13 protein-coding genes are annotated in these 17,953 nt (G+C 35.7%); 8 read left to right on the top strand and 5 right to left on the bottom strand.

Going from position 1 to position 17,953, the window contains the following annotated elements; translation table 11 throughout:
* On the top strand, positions 1-387 hold the full coding sequence (gene apaG / locus NBT05_RS08820) for a Co2+/Mg2+ efflux protein ApaG (RefSeq protein ID WP_265773122.1): 387 nt from the start codon (positions 1-3) through the stop codon (positions 385-387).
* Here the strand turns inward: apaG and NBT05_RS08815 are convergent.
* Positions 380-1,399 (bottom strand): DUF6695 family protein, encoded by a 1,020-nt coding sequence (locus NBT05_RS08815; RefSeq protein WP_265773121.1) that lies wholly within the window; start codon positions 1,397-1,399, stop codon positions 380-382. The genes apaG and NBT05_RS08815 overlap by 8 nt on opposite strands.
* A gap of 17 nt (positions 1,400-1,416) precedes the next feature.
* Entirely contained in the window at positions 1,417-2,136 is a 720-nt protein-coding gene (locus NBT05_RS08810; protein ID WP_265773120.1) for an NRDE family protein, read from the bottom strand.
* A 163-nt stretch (positions 2,137-2,299) separates the two neighbouring features.
* On the opposite strand from NBT05_RS08810, the gene pruA reads away from it, so the two are divergent.
* From pruA to NBT05_RS08785, 5 genes are all read left to right on the top strand, one after another.
* A complete protein-coding gene (gene pruA, locus NBT05_RS08805; protein ID WP_265773119.1) occupies positions 2,300-3,931 on the top strand; it encodes an L-glutamate gamma-semialdehyde dehydrogenase in 1,632 nt (543 codons plus the stop codon).
* Between the two features lie 7 nt (positions 3,932-3,938).
* Positions 3,939-4,787: an oxidoreductase gene (locus NBT05_RS08800; RefSeq protein WP_265773118.1), complete on the top strand. Its 849-nt coding sequence runs from the start codon at positions 3,939-3,941 to the stop codon at positions 4,785-4,787.
* Between the two features lie 17 nt (positions 4,788-4,804).
* Positions 4,805-5,605, top strand: a complete 801-nt coding sequence (locus NBT05_RS08795; RefSeq protein WP_265773117.1) for a helix-turn-helix domain-containing protein — start codon at positions 4,805-4,807, stop codon at positions 5,603-5,605.
* A gap of 66 nt (positions 5,606-5,671) precedes the next feature.
* Positions 5,672-6,832, top strand: coding sequence for a serine hydrolase domain-containing protein (locus NBT05_RS08790; RefSeq protein ID WP_265773116.1), 1,161 nt, complete (start codon positions 5,672-5,674; stop codon positions 6,830-6,832).
* Between the two features lie 503 nt (positions 6,833-7,335).
* Positions 7,336-11,211 (top strand): carbohydrate-binding protein, encoded by a 3,876-nt coding sequence (locus NBT05_RS08785; RefSeq protein WP_265773115.1) that lies wholly within the window; start codon positions 7,336-7,338, stop codon positions 11,209-11,211.
* Positions 11,212-11,442: 231 nt separating this feature from the next.
* On the opposite strand, the gene rsmG is transcribed toward NBT05_RS08785, so the two are convergent.
* Complete coding sequence (rsmG, locus tag NBT05_RS08780) at positions 11,443-12,072, bottom strand: 16S rRNA (guanine(527)-N(7))-methyltransferase RsmG (RefSeq protein WP_265773114.1); 630 nt, start codon at positions 12,070-12,072, stop codon at positions 11,443-11,445.
* Between the two features lie 136 nt (positions 12,073-12,208).
* On the opposite strand from rsmG, the gene NBT05_RS08775 reads away from it, so the two are divergent.
* On the top strand, positions 12,209-13,309 hold the full coding sequence (locus NBT05_RS08775; RefSeq protein ID WP_265773113.1) for a fatty acid desaturase family protein: 1,101 nt from the start codon (positions 12,209-12,211) through the stop codon (positions 13,307-13,309).
* A 26-nt stretch (positions 13,310-13,335) separates the two neighbouring features.
* Positions 13,336-14,541, top strand: a complete 1,206-nt coding sequence (locus tag NBT05_RS08770; protein ID WP_265773112.1) for a pyridoxal phosphate-dependent aminotransferase — start codon at positions 13,336-13,338, stop codon at positions 14,539-14,541.
* Positions 14,542-14,896: 355 nt separating this feature from the next.
* On the opposite strand, the gene NBT05_RS08765 is transcribed toward NBT05_RS08770, so the two are convergent.
* Together NBT05_RS08765 and trkA are read right to left on the bottom strand one after the other, a co-directional pair.
* A complete protein-coding gene (locus tag NBT05_RS08765) occupies positions 14,897-16,393 on the bottom strand; it encodes a TrkH family potassium uptake protein (RefSeq protein ID WP_265773111.1) in 1,497 nt (498 codons plus the stop codon).
* The gene (gene trkA, locus NBT05_RS08760; protein WP_265773110.1) at positions 16,394-17,743 is read right to left on the bottom strand and encodes a Trk system potassium transporter TrkA; all 1,350 of its coding nucleotides are present in this window, start codon (positions 17,741-17,743) and stop codon (positions 16,394-16,396) included.
* Between the last annotated feature and the right edge of the window lie 210 nt (positions 17,744-17,953).

The following is a 17,953-nucleotide window of genomic DNA, read 5'->3' as shown; positions in this document are numbered from 1 at the left end:
ATGGTACAACAGGTTACAAAAGGCATTAAAATTTCAGTAGCAACTAATTTTGAAGGTACGTTCTTTAAAAATTACCAGTTGTTCTACGCCTTTGGTTATGAGGTTACTATAGAAAATCAAGGTAAGAATGCTGTTCAATTGACTTCCCGGTTTTGGGAAATTTATGATTCTTTAAAAATAAAAGAAGTCGTACAGGGTGATGGTGTTATTGGTAAAAAACCTGTGTTGCAACCAGGTGAATCCCATACCTACACCAGTGGTTGCCTGTTAAAATCCCCTTTTGGAGCTATGAAAGGATATTATCAAATGGTTAATTTTGCTACGGCAGATACCTTTAAAGTAACCATTCCGGTTTTTAGATTAAGTGCTCCTTTCGCTATCAATTAATCGGAAATAGAATAGATTCCCGATTAAATTTAATAGTCTTCTCTTTTTGTATGATATGACAATATTTGCAATGAGAGTCATAGGTGAATTCATAAGGTTCCTCTATAAAGAAAGTGGCATCTGGTATAAATATTCCTTCAAAATCCTTTATTAAGGTATCTGTATATCGTTTGATAATAAATTTATCGGTAGTAGGGGTTGGGCAAATTTCGAAATACGCACTACTTCCTATACCAGTGAGTAATTGTTTGCTTCCACTTGCTGGCCGTATCTCCTGACTTTTTTCAACTGAATTCTCGTTCTGTTGTTCTTTTTGTCTTTTAAAATAGTTAGTTATATTCTCTTTAAGCACCTTATTATTGTAATGCGAAATACTGCCGTTTTCTACTTTATAGATAGGACTGCCCATACTTCCTTTCTCCACATTACCCAGTGGACTTGGTGTAAATTTTTTATTTCTTAATAAGGGTTTAATAATACGAACCTCTTGTGTTGCTGCAAGAATAGTATCAGTTACAATCCTCGAACAGTTTGTTCCTTTCTTTTTAAAAGTATAATACAAAATACTACCCTGATCTTGTAAGGAAGTTACAAAATCAAAGGCTTTTTGAAAGTCGATATATGAACAAACGGAAGCAATTAATCGACCATTTCCATGGGTTTTTTCCGGATGAGCTTCCAGCCAAAGTAAGAATTCATTCAGGTTTTCCAGTTTGCCAGACTCATTTACTTCTGCTTTAAACGGAATATGTAATTCGACATCAGTTTCTGCACTTCGTACCCTTCCGTACCGGAAAGGAGTGATATACCTGCCAAAATCATAATAAAATGCATTCCCGGTTTTATTTTCAATTAAAATAAAAGCTGCATGTCCCGCCTTGATAATACCTTTACGACCTAAACCTACTAATGGAAGTAACCTGGCAACCTTTTCATGAGAAAACTGTACAAAAGTATCAGGAAATGCCAGCACGATGATCTTACCGGTATACACTTTATTTTTAGGAGACATACGATGAAATTTTACCTCTAATAGATGGTAGCTCCTTCAAAAGAAATGGTTTTGACTTCTTCATTAATCAAATCTTCATAACGCATTTCAATCTCCTCTTTTGACTTTATAATTTGAGTAATACTTCTGGTTTTTAATTCTCCTCGATCCATTTGTATATCGTAGGATTTATATCCTTGTCCACCATACTTATGAAAATCTAATAGAGAATTTGCATCCATTACAGTAGTATTTACAAAAGAGTTTAACCATTCTTTTCTTTTCTCTTTCATATCATCTGTATACAAAGTAGAAGAAGACCAAATGTGTATTTTATGTTCTAACTTACGCTTATGTAATACCTTACCGTCCCATACGATTTCATTACAAGTTAAGGTAGCGTTCCAATCGGCAACCACCAGGGTAAAGGGTTCAATGTCAGAAAAATTATAAGCCGCAATTCCTTTTTCAAAATTTGATACTTTAAGTAAGTCCGTAACTACGATACCCCGACTTTTACGATAAGCTTGTTTTCGGTTATGTTTTTTAAAACCTCCATTTAATAAACAAATCATTCTTTTCCGGCTACTGATTCCGATCCAGGTACCTCCGGCTTCTTTATCTTTAGGATACAAGATCGTAACATCCTTCTCTTCATAAATTTTAGGATAAATTGTTCTTCTGGAAATACTTTCATCCCGGTTGGACGTTAAAATAAAGCTATCTTCAGAAAGAGGTAATAAGGTAACCGTACACATGTATATTTGTTCGTGTTTTAGCATGGCAACTTACAAAAAAATTAATAAAGGAAATAAACAGAGAATAAAAGTTAATATTAATTAGCCTCGCATCTTAATTTTTTATCTTTGGTTTCGATTTTTAAAAAGTAAAATCAAACCTTCATACTAAATTTATACGATCATGAGTAAAGGATTTTTTAAAGTTCCAAAAGCGGTAAACGAACCTGTTTTATCATATGCTCCCGGTACACCGGAACGAAAACGAGTACTGGAAACTTATAAAAAAATGTATGCTCAGGAAATTGAAGTTCCTCTTTATATTAACGGTAAAGAAATTACTACGGGGGATACTACAAGAATGGCACCTCCCCACGATCATAAACATACGCTTGGGGTATTTCATAAAGCAGAAAAGACACACGTACAACAAGCGATTGATACCGCTCTGGAAGCCAGAAAATCCTGGAGTCGTATGCCCTGGGAACAACGGGCTGCTATTTTTTTAAGAGCAGCTGAACTTATTGCGGGCCCTTACCGGGCTAAAATTAATGCAGCGACCATGCTAGCACAGTCTAAAAATATTTTTCAGGCTGAAATTGATGCTGCTTGTGAGTTTATTGATTTTTTACGGTTCAACGTAGCATTTATGACTCAAATTTATGCAGATCAACCCGAATCCACATCTGCTGCATGGAACCGATTGGAATACCGACCTTTGGAAGGATTTGTCTACGCTATCACTCCTTTTAATTTCACAGCGATTGCCGGAAACTTACCTGCAAGTGCCGCTTTAATGGGAAATGTAGTAGTATGGAAACCCAGCGACAGTCAGGCCTATTCTGCTAAGGTGATTGTAGATATTTTTAAAGAAGCTGGTGTGCCGGACGGGGTTATTAATGTAATCTACGGAGATCCGGTAATGATTACGGATACGATACTAGCAAGTCCGGATTTCTCCGGAATCCATTTTACCGGTAGTACGCATGTTTTTAAAGATATTTGGCAAAAGATCGGAACTAATATTCATACCTATAAAACCTACCCCAGGATTGTTGGGGAAACCGGAGGAAAAGATTTTATTATTGCACACTCCAGTGCGGATGCCAGACAGGTTGCTACTGGAATTGTAAGGGGGGCTTTTGAATTTCAGGGACAAAAATGTAGTGCGGCTTCACGAGCTTACATTTCTAAAAGTTTATGGAATGAAGTCTTAAAATTCCTTAAAGAAGATCTAGCTTCTTTAAAAATGGGAAGTCCGGAAGATATGAGTAACTTTATCACGGCGGTTATTCATGAAGGTTCTTTTAATAAATTGGCTACATATATTGACCAGGCAAAAAAAGATACGGACGCTACTATTATTATTGGCGGTACTTACGATAAATCCGAAGGTTACTTTATAGAACCTACGGTGATCGTTACAGAAAATCCTACATACACAACCATGTGTTCCGAACTTTTTGGCCCGGTAATTACCATTTATATATATGAAGATTCGGATTGGGCTAACACTTTGGAACTGGTAGATACTACCGGAGAATATGCACTGACCGGAGCTGTTTTTTCTACAAATCGCTATGCGGCAACAGAAGCTACGGAAGCTTTAGTAAATGCAGCTGGTAATTTTTATATCAATGATAAACCTACCGGGGCGGTAGTCGGACAACAACCTTTTGGCGGGGCTCGGGCATCCGGAACTAATGATAAAGCCGGATCTTACCTGAATTTATTACGTTGGGTATCGCCACGAACCATTAAAGAGACCTTCGTATCACCGGTAGATTACCGCTATCCGTTTTTAGGGGAAGACTAATTATCACATGAAACCAAAAGTTATTATGATCACCGGAGCTTCTTCGGGTATTGGAAAAGCTACTGCGCTTTCTTTATTACAACAAGGGCATATTGTTTACGGAGCAGCACGGCGGGTAGAAAAAATGAAAGAATTAGTTGAAGCCGGAGGGCACGCCTTACCCATGGATATTACTATTGATACGGATATTCAAGACGTGGTGAGTAAAGTAATAGAAAAAGAGCAACGCATTGATGTATTGATCAACAATGCAGGCTATGGTTTGTACGGTGCAGTTGAGGATATTCCCATAGAAGATGCCCGTAAGCAATTTGAAGTCAATCTATTCGGCTTAGCTCGTATAACGCAACTTTGTCTGCCCTATATGCGTAAACAAAAAGCAGGAAGGATTATAAATATTTCTTCCATCGGCGGAAAGATTTACAGTCCGTTGGGAGCTTGGTACTATGCAACCAAACATGCGCTTGAAGGCTGGTCAGATAGTCTTCGACTTGATGTAACGCCTTTTCATATTGATGTAGTACTTATTGAACCCGGGGTAATTCAAACAGATTTTGGCAATGTGATGTCCGAACCTTTATTGAAATATTCTGGAAATTCTGCATATCACGAGATGGCAAAGGCGGTAGCCATCGCTTCAGAAGAAAGTTTTACTAAGAAAAACGGAGGTTCGCCGGTAAAAGTTATTGTAGACGAGATTATCAAAGCAGTTCATGATCGCAAACCAAAAACAAGATATACTGCCGGAAAATATTCGACACTTCTTCCTTTTCTAAGAAAATATTTGGGAGACCGTATTTTTGATAAAATGGTTTTATTTCAGCTTGATAAGATAGTTTCTAAAAATAAATCGTAAAGTTATGGCAATGTAGTATGCTATACTTCCCCCAACATACAAGCATTCAAAAACATATCGATTATTACTGGATTGTTAACGAATCCAGTACAATCTTAAAGGAAATACCTCAAACGATCTATGCATATCCCGGTATTACGCCTGATATGCTACTTGTATTAGATGGATATTATATGTTTAAAACAAGAGGAATTGAGTTTAAAAGTAATGTGAGTACACTATTTTCTTTTATAGATCAAACCTTACAGGTTGATTTATCAGGGTTGAAGTCATTCATATTAATTAAATTCAAATCAAAAGCACTATCATCCTTATTACCTTTTGTTCCTTTTGATGCAAGTAAAATAATGCAAAACCCAATTATTCCGGTTCATGAAATATGCAAAAAACATTTTATGTCTTTTTTAAGCAAATTAAAGACAACGGATGATTCGTTAATAGTGCAAGAACTGGATCATTGGTTTTTATCTAATTATCTGAAAGAAAGAGAAGGATTGACCATTGCTATAATGGATCAAGCAGATGACAGGTTTGACTTGCAGAGAATGATGCGTATGACAAAGTACTCTTATTCGACTATAGAAAGGCATTTTAAAAGGGATACTGGTTTGACACCAAAAAAATACGAGTCTTTACAACGCTATAAATCCGCAGTACAAGAAATTTGCCGTACAAAAAATACAGACTGGCAATATTATATTAATAAATACCACTATTACGACCAATCGCATTTCATCAAAGAGATTAAAAGATATACTTCTTTAACTCCTAAACAAATCCTAACACTTCCAAGTTTTACAGAAATTCGTCCTCTATAAACTTATGACGAATTTTTACAATGGGATTAAAAATTTCTAACTGAATTTTGTTTAAAATTAAAAAGTATGTTATTCCGATTTTTAACCCTCTTTACCGCTATTATCTTTACAAACTGCGCAAGACCAATCGTTTTAAAAACAGATTATCAAAATCCTGAAAAAACTTTTAAGGAACTTTTGCAGCTTGAAATTAATAATTCTAAAGGTAAGCTTTCAGGAGTTTCCATGACCGTAATCGCTTCGAATTTGGACATCAACTGGTCCGGAGCTTATGGTTTTGACAGTACCGAAAAAGATCATCTCCTTTCAGCTCAACAACCATTTAGGGTTGCAAGTATTACCAAAACATTCGTATCAGTAGCCATATTGAGATTGCATGAAAACAACAAATTAAGTATTGATGATCCAATTGCCGATTATATTTCAGAAGAGCATCAATCCATTTTAAAAGCAGATGGTTATGCCCCGAATCAAATTACTATAAGACATTGTTTGCAACATATCTCAGGTCTTTTTGATTATGCTGAAGGTAATAGAGACTATATTAAAGAAGCCAAGAAAAACCCCAGAAAAAGGTGGACAAGAACAGAACAATTACAATTTGCAATGGATCACGGAGATCCACTTGGAGAACCGGGAACAGTTTATGGATATAGCGATACGGGTTATATTCTTTTAGGAGAAATTATAGAGAAAGTGAATAACTCCACACTTGCACAAGGTTTACGAAATTTATTGTCTTTTGAAGATTTACAGTTGAAAGATACCTGGCTGGAAAGCTTAGAACCTAGACCAAAAGAAGCATTACCCGAAGTTCATCGATATTTTGATAATATAGACGCTACCCTATGGGATAATTCTATTGATCTTTATGGTGGTGGGGGATTGTACGCGACTACTCAAGATTTGGCTAAGTTCTATCATGCTCTTTTTAATCATAAGATATTTCGTGAAAAAGAAACATTATCTTTAATGTTGTCACCAAATCCAATTACACCAGAAGGAAAAAGCAATGAAGATTCTCGTATGGGGATAGGAAAAATAACTACTGAAAAGTCTAAAATTGTCATTTATTTACATACTGGTTTTTGGAATACCACTGTTGTTCATATCCCAAAATACAACGCATCCATCGCTGTGAATTATACAAATAAGGATTCTAACAATGTATTGTCAGGAACACTTCAAATTATTAAAAGACTAAGTGAGAAAAACGCAATCCGTTAAACTATTTTAAGTCAGAAACCATTTTATAGTTTCAAACTTTACTTATAACAACATTGATAACCTATACTTCACTAGTAAGCACATTACTTTATAAGTTCGGTAAAATACTTTTTCTTGTAATAATTGGATAAATTATGTTTAGTAATATTGATTACTATTACATTTATTAGAATTACTTTAATTTTATCCTATTATATTTAAGATGCTCCTATCTTCAAAGTAGGAGCTAAAAGCGAATAGAATCATCGTTGCTACTATTGTAAAAATAATAAGACGTTCAGGATTATAAGCAACTACGGATGTTCAAAATTAGTTTTAAATCTAATTCTACTCCATATAAGGTTTATCCATAAACATGTTAATTGTTAAAAGTAATTTATAACAGTTACTAGGAGAATGCCTACGTATACTAGAAGCACCTATTCGAATATCACATATTAATAAATAGACCAGGTGAATTTTGTTAATTTTATTGTTTACTCAACTTATTTTTATAATTAATTATGAAATTACACAAAAAAAGAGTCAAAAGTTATCTTGCGATTCACGCCCTATTTTTATTCCTGCTATTTACTTTTACCAGTAATTCAATTCTTGCACAGGTTCATACTGCTATAAAAAGTGGTAATTGGTCTGACGCCAGTACCTGGGACAAAGGTATCCCTAAATCCTCTAATAGAGTTATTATTAAACAAGGAGTTACTGTAAATATTACAGGTGCTCACCAAGCCAAAGAAGTTGTTGTTCATGGACGCTTACGTGTTTTTAAAACTGGAACCTGGAACAAAGCACTAACCACTCGTTGGGTCCATGTAAATAGTGGAGGTATTTTTGAGATTGGTACTGCTAATAACCGTTTTGATCGAGGAACATTTACACTTACTTTAAACGGCACCAATCCTACTTCAAATCATAGCATTCCTATGGCAAATGGCCAAGACATGAACATTACTGGTAACGACGGTTTTTTAATGGCCGGAGGAAATGGGAGACTTATATTTTATGGAAAAGAAAAAATAAGTTTTACTAAGCTTTCACAAACAGCCAATGCAGGTTCCAATACCATTGTGGTTGCTAATGTTATAGATAGAAATCATGACGGTTCGCTATCTGCTAATAGGGATGGAGTATTTAATTGGGAAGTTGGCGACGAGATTGTAATTGCCAGTAGTTCTGATAAATATAATGAGGAAGATGTACGAACCATTACTAAGATTGAAAACTTAGGAGGTAATTCTCGTTTGACTTTAAATAGAAGTCTGTCTTATCGTCATTACGGAGCTATAGAAACGTATGCAACTAAATTTGATCCTAAAAGTTTTAATAAAAATCGTAAGGCAATACCTATCGATATGCGGGCAGAGGTTGCATTATTAAGTAGAAATATTAAAATACAAGGATTAGCATCACAAGATACTGATACTAATTTTGGAGACAGAAAACGCTTAAAAATCAGTAATGGAAAAGCCTCTAACGGAGTTGGAGGGCATGTTATGATTATGCCTACAGCGGGTCGTATTGAAGTAGAAGGTGTACAGCTTCATTTAATGGGACAATCCGGAAGATTAGGAAGATACCCATTTCATTGGCATATCGCAAGAGACCGAGCAGGAGATGTTTTTAAAAATTCAAGTATCACTAATAGTAATAATAGAGCCGTTGTGGTTCATACTACAGATAATGTGTTAGTTGAAGGTATTGTAGCACATGATTTACACGGTCATGGTTTCTTTACCGAAGATGGAGTTGAAGAAGGAAACAAGTTTATAAACAATATTGCTTTTGGGGTACACCGAGTAAGCAAAGTGGATGCTTTTCAAGGTAGTGCTTTTATAGTTGATGAAACTGATACTTTTCATGATGGTGGAGACCGGTTTAGAACTACCGCAGCATTTTGGATTGCAAATGCTAATAATGATTTTATAGGTAATATTTGCGCCGGTTCACAAGGTTCAGGATTCTGGTACGCTCCACCATCAGAGCCCAGAGGTGCAGCTGGTGGCATGCCGGAATATCGCAATTATAAACCTAAAGAAATACCATTATCTATATTTAAAGATAATTCGGTACATTCTACAGTTACCGGTTTTGTAACCCTTTCTAGAGGACCTAAAGATGCTGGGGAATTTAAACAAAAAGAAAAGTTTTTCGGTAATGTGCATCCTACCTTTGAAAATCTTACGGTTTACCAAACATCTGTAGGGCTTTATCCTTTAATGACCAATATCACACATATCTTTAAGAATTTTAAAGCTTCGGATAATGGAACTACAAATTTTGATTCTGACCCGACCCTTTTTGACGGAGGATTAATTCTAGGATTGAGTAGAGGGAATAAGCGTAAAGGGGGTTCAGTAGGTTCTGTATTTTATCATGGAAGCACTATTATAAAAAATGTTCATATAGGTGGCTTTGGAGATAGTCGATTTACTACTATGTTTAAAACCATAGGAGGAAACCGTGTACGTCCGTCATTTGAAGTAGAAGGTTTAAGCTTCGAAGGCGACGGTACCTTTAAAAATATGAAAAAAGCAAACAGAACTAATATAAGAGATACCAGAGCTATTTTTGATAGAGATGGTTCTTTAACCACTGGTTTTGGTGGAGGTCGTGGGTATTCATTTATAGGTAACAACCCCTGGACAGTCGATACAAGATTAGGAGAAACTCCACCTTCAAGTGAATTTGAATGGGTATTGTCCAGACAGAGATTTGGTAATTTACAAACACGCCATGGTGGGAACGATAATGATATGCCCAATATATTTCTAACCGGACCTAATGGAACAAGAGAACAGTATATTAGAGCCAGTCATGGACATAGAAGAGCGCAGCTTCGTTGGAATTCGGAATATAAAATGGAATTTCCAGACGGCTATAATGCATCACGACATAAATTAGAGTTGACCTTCCACCAGTGGTCAAGACCTCGTAATAGCCTAGGGGTAGTATTACGTATGGTTAATATGGGGAATGTAATAAAACCAAGAGGAACTATTAACAATATAGATTTACCACAGCTAAAGAGTTTAAAAGCTTTACGAGATTCAAAACGTGATGCTTATTTTAAATCCGGTCGAGATCTATACGTGAAAATTATGAATCGAACTAAAGGAATCCATGAGGGGTATATACGATTTATAAAAGATGACGGAACTAACAATAATAAGGGTCAGGATTCTAATCCGATTCCTCACAACAGCAATCCGTTTGTGGACGATAAGACGCTTACACCTCCTCCCCCTCCTCCGACTTCGGCAATCGCGATTCCCGGTAGTTTTGAGGCAGAAGATTTTCTTTCAAAATCAGGAAGCGTAAGAGTAGAAAACCTACCTGGACCGTCAGGTAAAAATCTTGGATATATAAGAAACGGAGATGCTACGGAATATAAAGTAAAAGTAAACGGTAGTGGTGCATATAAATTTGATATTTATGCTTCTAGTGCGGGTACCGGTGGAACTGTAGAAATTCTGGAAGCTGGTAAGGTAGTCGGTACTATCAATATTCCGGTCACAGGTCAATGGGATACTTATAAGAATTACAGTAAAAGAGTATTACTATCAAACGGAGAGAAAAATCTACAACTACGTTATAAAGGAAAAGCAGGGTTCTTATTTAATATCGATAAAATAGTCGTTAAGAAGGGAGCTTCTCGTGCACAAGTTGTGAGATTATCTCCAATACACGATGCCTACTTACAAGGATCTACCAGGTACAATGAATCTATTGTAAGACTAGATCAAAATAGAAGAACTGCTTATCTTATGTTTGATCTTTCTTCTATCAAAGGTACTATTGAAAAAGTAGATTTAAATTTTACCGTAGATTCGGATGCAGGTAATGGTAGTGTAAATATTCATAAGGGGAATGCCAATAATTGGACCGAAACTAATATTTCTAATGCCAATAAACCTCGTGCTACCAGATTATTAGGTAATATAAATGCTACGTATCCTATTGGGACTACTAGAAAAGTTTCTTTGGATGCTACTCAAATTACTAATGGACGTAAGTTAACCCTGGTTATGAGTGCGGTTTCAGGCAATGACTTTGCCTTCCAATCTAAGGAGCATAAAGGTAACAAACCTCCCCAGTTATTGATTACCTATAAATCCGGAAAAGCAGATAATATTGAAAATACCGAAATAAAGGTATATCCTAATCCGGTGCAGGATATACTTACTATAGATGGCATTCAAGCAGGTTCTTATGCAAAAGTGTATAACACCTTGGGAATGTTACAAAAAGAGGTTAAATTTGAAGATAACCAAACTACTATTAATATGAGTGACCTTTCTTCAGGATATTATTTTATTAAGATTATAAATGGTTCTGAAGCAAACAAAGCGATTGCGACTGAAAAAATAATCAAACTATAGTTTTATATATTTATTAAAATTTAGAACAATCCGGTTGTATGTTTTTCATTCAACCGGATTATTTTTTGTCCTCCAAATAACGAAGTATAACGCATTAATAGCTAAAACCAGATAAATCATAGTTCCCATAACGAATTATGTATCGTATTGTAATAAGTAAAAAGACAGCTTGTAAATTACGCTGAACGGACAATCAGTTTATAGTTTTAAACTTTCCCGTAATAATTGCATCTACAATTTATACTTTACTGGCAAATGCACTACTTTCTTAGTTTCGTAAAAGGCTTCTTCGTAATAATCAGATAATAAATATTCCGTGGCTTTAGGAAACGAAGCTAGTTCTTCGGTTAAATCTCCGCCCTTTAAGTATAAAACACCATTTGCTAATGGGTGTTTGGATTGCTTTCTAGTATTTTTCCGAACCCATTTTACAAAATCAGGCATATTAGTTACCGCTCGGCTTACAATAAAATCATACCTACCATCAAAAGTTCCTGCTCTTTTTTGTTCGGCTAACACATTATCCAGTTCCAGTGCGCTAGCTACTTCCTTTACCACTTTGATTTTCTTAGCAATCGTATCAATTAAATGAAAAGAACTTTCCGGAAAAAGAATACTTAAAGGTATTCCTGGAAATCCACCTCCGGTACCTACATCTAATATCGAAGCATTAGGTTTAAACCTTTGAATTTTTGCAATTCCTAACGAGTGTAAAATATGACGTTCGTATAAAAAATCAATATCTTTTCTAGAAATTACATTGATTTTTGCATTCCAATCTTTGTAAATATATTGAAGCTTTTCAAACTTTTGAAGTTGAACAATTGTTAAGTCCGGAAAATATTTAAGTAAAAGTTCCACAATTTATTAATTAAACTCACAAAAATACACGTTCTTTCAATATTTCACGTTCACAACCCAAGGTAGATGTATAGAAATACTTAAATTTACCTTTGATTTAACATAAATCAAATTTGACTCTTTAAAAAACTTGCTCATGATAAATGCTAATGTGAAATTCAGTCGAGTTGATTCGGCTAAATTTTTTCGAACTTTAAATAAAAGGGTCAACACGTACTTTAAGGAAAACAATTTAAAGAGGACTGGAAACTGGAAACTTCATGTGAAGACTATTATTATGTTTTCAATCTTTTTAACTCCGTATTTTCTAATTCTTACCCTTGATATATCCCAGTGGTGGATGCTTTTGTTAACTATTATTATGGGAGTAGGCATGGCTGGCGTAGGGATGAACGTGATGCACGATGGGAATCATGGTTCGTATTCATCAAAGAAATGGATCAACAAGTTAATGGGCAGTAGCATGTATATCCTTGCGGGTAACGTTTATAACTGGCAGGTACAACATAATGTACTGCATCATACCTATACTAATATTCACGGGCATGATGAGGATATGGATGCCGGGAGGGTCATTCGTTTTACAAAACATGCCAAGTGGCGACGTTTTCATAAATTTCAACATTATTATTCTGTTTTTTTATACGGGCTACTTACCTTTAATTGGGCACTTACTACGGATTTTAAACAAACCAAACGTTACCTGGCTAAAAAACTATCGTATGGTAAATTACCAAGTCCGCTAAAACAATGGAGCACGGTTGTAGTAACTAAAATTATATATGCCGTAGTATGGATTGTAATCCCTATGCTATTTTTAGCTATTGCCTGGTGGAAGATTCTTATTGGATTTTTTGTAATGCACTATGTTGCCGGACTTATTTTAAGTGTGGTTTTTCAATTGGCACATATGGTAGAAGAAGCACAAATGCCGTTACCGGACAATACGGGAACCATGAAAAACACCTGGGCAATTCATCAGTTGTTTACTACAGTTAACTTTAGCACAAAGAATCGGTTGGTCAATTGGTTTACGGGAGGCTTAAACCATCAGGTAGAACATCATATTTTTCCAAATATCAGTCATGTTCATTATACTAAAATATCCAAAATTGTAAAGCAGACGGCAAAAGAATTTAATTTGCCGTATAATGAATATTCAACCACGCGTAGTGCGATTATCTCTCATTTTAAACATTTAAAAGAAATGGGGATGAATCCGGCACTATCGTCATAAACCAGCTTATTACTTTTTTTATACCTATGAGTACTTCTACAAAAACTAACGTACAGTTATCTGACAGAATCAATCAATTAAAAGCTTCTGCTACCCTGGCAATGGCTGCCAAAGCACGAGAGCTAAGAGCAGAAGGTAAAGACATTATCGGATTAAGCTTAGGAGAACCGGATTTTAATACTCCGGATTACATTAAAGATGCTGCCATACAGGCGGTAAACGATAATTATAATTCGTATACTCCGGTTGACGGATACGTAGAGTTAAAGGAAGCTATTATTACTAAATTTAAACGTGATAATAATTTAACTTATGATGCTTCTCAAATTGTAGTTTCTACCGGGGCTAAACAATCTTTATATAATGTGGCACAGGTATATATAAATCCGGGAGATGAAGTAATCCTACCCTGCCCGTATTGGGTAAGTTATAGTGATATTGTAAAACTGGCCGAAGGTGTACCGGTAGAAGTAACCACTTCTATTGATAACGATTTTAAAATGACGGCAGAACAACTGGAAAATGCTATTACAGACAAAACCAAAATGATTTGGTATAGTTCACCTTGTAATCCTAGTGGTTCTATTTACAGTAAGTCAGAATTACGAGCACTTGCCGATGTTTTACAAAAATACCCGGATATTATTGTAGTAAGTGATGAAATCTATGAACATATTAACTATGTAGGAGATCATGCTTCTATGGCACAATTTGAAGATATGTATGATCGTACGGTAACGGTAAATGGGGTAGCTAAAGCTTTTGCCATGACCGGATGGAGAATCGGATATATCGGAGCACCTACCGCAATTGCTAGAGCTTGTAATAAAATACAGGGACAGGTAACAAGCGGAGCAAATTGTATCGCACAGAGAGCGGTAATTACTGCGCTAAAAGAACCGGTAAGCCGAATTCAATACATGGTCGATGAATTTAAAGAAAGAAGGTCTTTAATCCTTAATCTACTATCAGACATTAAAGGTTTTGAATGTAACGAACCTGAAGGTGCTTTTTATGTATTCCCGGATATTTCGCATTATTTTGGTAAAACCTTAAATGGAACTACTATTAACAACGCTTCTGAATTTTCTATGTATTTACTAGAACATGCTAATGTAGCAACGGTGACCGGAGAAGCTTTTGGAAACAAAAATTGTATTCGGATTTCGTATGCAGCAAGTACTGATCAAATAAAAGAAGCCATCAGCCGAATTAAGGAATCGGTTTCTTAATTTAAGAAAAATAATGCTAAAATTGGCTGTTTAAAAAGTGGTCTATTTACTATTAAGTTACATTAAGCTCATCCTCTAGCTTCAGTGTAGATTGTCGTGGATTATCTGATAATTAAAGTTGTTATAATTTTTAACTGCGCTCGAAATAATAGTAGATTAGGCTTTTTAAACAGTCTTGTTTTTCCTTTTTTATGACACAAGCCTAAACACAATTTGATAAACGATAACACCTACTACTACCCCAATTGCAAAACTTATCCAGAATTTCTTTTTCTTTTCTTTCATATTTTAAATCAAATTTATTATGTTGATAAAATATATATTTCCCTTATTTCTTTAGTTTTTTAATTAGTTCTTACCGATTTCTCCAGAAGAAAGGAGTTAATAAAATCAAAACCGTAAATAATTCCAAACGTCCGATTAGCATCAAAAAGGAACACCACCATTTTCCAGCATCCGGTAATACATCAAAATTATTTACCGGACTCAGCTTACCAAAAGCAGGCCCTACATTTCCTAAAGAAGAAGCAGCACCACCAATAGCCGTTTCAAAATCAAGTCCCATCGTTCCTAATACTAAAGAACCTATAATAAAAGCTAGCATATAGAGAATAAAGAAACCGAGAATATTGAAAACAATCTCTTTTGAAATTGCCCGGTCATTGTACCGTACCGGAAGTACCGCCCGAGGGTGTAGGGTTCTTTTAAACTCCATGATTCCGTTCCGGATGGTAATTAAATGGCGTACTACTTTCATCCCCCCAGAGGTTGAACCTGCGGAACCTCCTAAAAACATCAACCCGAAGAAGAAAATTTTTAAAAAAGGGGTCCATACCGTAAAATCTGCTGAGACAAATCCAGTTGTTGTGACAACTGCCAACACCTGAAATAATGCATGCCTAAAGGCGCTCTCTCCCTCTCCTAAAACCATAGGATGATCAATAACTGACATAGAAGGGTCTGCTTTTAGATAAATAATGACGGCAGCTATTAAAGTAAAAGATACGGTAAAAAAACTATATAGTTTAAACTCTTCGTCTTTTAAAAATTTTCTAAAGTTTCCTTTAAAAGCAAAGTAGCTTAAAATAAAATTCATCCCTGCTAAAAACATAAAAAGGATGATAATATATTGAATCAACGGTTGATCATTCCAGTAGGCAACACTTGCATTTTTAGTAGAAAAACCTCCAGTAGATAAGGTACTTAATGCATGATTGATTGCATCAAAGAAGTCCATCCCGGCCAACTTTAAAAAAAGTGTTTGTGCTGCGGTATAACCGAAATAAATAAGCCATAAACGTTTGGCAGTATCGGTAATTCTAGGATGTAATTTATCAGCACTGGGACCTGGGGCTTCGGCGGCAAAAAGCTGCATTCCTCCTATTCCTAATAAAGGTAAAATTGCCACGGCTAATACAATAATCCCCATCCCGCCTATCCAGTGCGTAAGGCTACGCCAAAATAAAATACCTTTAGGTACAATTTCTATATCGTTTAATATCGAGGCACCGGTGGTGGTATATCCAGACATGGTTTCAAAAAAAGCATTAGTTACCGTAGGAATTGCTTCGGATATCAAATAAGGTAACATCCCGCTTAAAGACATGAATATCCATCCAAAGGATACCACAATATAACCTTCACGCTTATCTAAAGCTTTTTTATGTTCCCGGGTTATAAACATCATGATGACCCCGACAATCATGGTTGCCAGAGAAGCAGCCATAATTTGAACAGTCACCCCATCGGCATAAATAAAGCTAACCAATGTGGCAAGTAACATAAAACCACCGTTGCAAAGCAACAATAGTCCCATGATATGGATGATAATTTTATAATTAAGCTTCGGCATCTACAGGAACAGCTTTTCAATTTTTTTAATAGCCTTCGGTAGACAGCAAACCACTACCCGATCTCCGGGCTGAATAAAGAAATCCCCTAGTGGGATCATTCCTTTCCCGTTACGAATGACCCCGGCAATAATAGCCGATCGAGGAAAATCCAATTCCCGGATAGCAGTACTGGCGACCTCACAACTGGGTTGCACGATAAATTCCAATAACTCCGCATTCATATTGTTGAGTTTGGTCATTGCTACCACTTCCCCTTTCCGTACAAACCGGAATATATTATTAGCCGCTAATAATTTTTTATTTATTAAAGTATCAATCCCAATAGAATGCGATAATTGAAAATAATCCATGTTTTCTACTAGAGCAATTGTTTTGTGTACTCCTTTAGATTTAGCTACCAGACAGGACATAATATTAGTTTCAGAATTTCCGGTAACTGCAATAAAAGCGTCCATATCGCTAATATTTTCTTCTTCCAGCAGTTCTACATTTCTACCATCCCCGTTAATTACTAAAGCCGAAGGAAGCTCATCTGCCAGGTCAAAAGCTTTATCCTTGTCACTTTCAATCAATTTTACCCTGAATTTATGGTCGCAAAGATCACAGGTAGTCCGATATCCTATCTTACTTCCGCCCAGGATCATTACTTTCTTAATCTGTTCTTTTTCTTTACCGATCAGACCGTACAACTCTTCTACCCCTCCTTTTGAAGTGGTAAAGTATACCTGGTCATTTTCTTTAAAAGTAGTATCTCCTCTGGGAATAATGGTATACTGAGTTCCTGCCCGTTGTATGGCAATAGGCATAAAATGTAACTCTGGAAATACTTCTGCAGCTTCCCGAACTGTTTTACCAATAAAATGTGCATCTTCGGATAAGGTGGTACCTACCATGGTTAAAGCACCATCTTCAAATTCGTAAGTATCACTAAAGGCAGATTGATTTAGTAAGAGTTCAATTTCATTAGCTGCCAGTGCTTCCGGCGAAATCAATTCATCAATTCCAAAACGAGTAAACCCTACTTCTTCTTTATTTTCTATAAATTCGGAATTAGAAATACGGGCGATCGTCCGCTTAGCTCCCAATTGTTTTGCCAGCACACATACGGTGATATTAGTAGTTTCACTGGCCGTTACCCCAATAACCATATCCGTATTTTGAACCCTGGCCTCTTTTAAAATAGAAATTGAAGTGGCATCACCTTTAATTACTCTAATATCCAGATGACTATCAGCGTAATGTAAACATTCTTTATTCGGGTCAATAAGAGTAATATCTTGTGATTCGAATGATAGCAATTTTGCCAGGTGAAATCCGACTTCACCAGCACCGGCAATAATTATTTTCATTTATAAATTGAGTTATTGATCATATACAGTTAACGATTTCACGGGTATCAATTATTTTGTGAGAATTTATATGACAATTATTTAGGAGTTGCAAAGATAATGTAATTTGCACTGTAAATAAAATAATATAGTACCCTAAGTATAGTTTCCATAACTCATTCTGTAAATAGTTAAAAAGTCATGCTTTGTTTTATGGAATACGGTAGTTAT

The organism is Aquimarina sp. ERC-38 (assembly GCF_026222555.1).
Lineage (GTDB): Bacteria > Bacteroidota > Bacteroidia > Flavobacteriales > Flavobacteriaceae > Aquimarina.
Note: the sequence above shows the minus strand (reverse complement) of the source record. Positions and strands in the feature narration are given on the sequence as shown.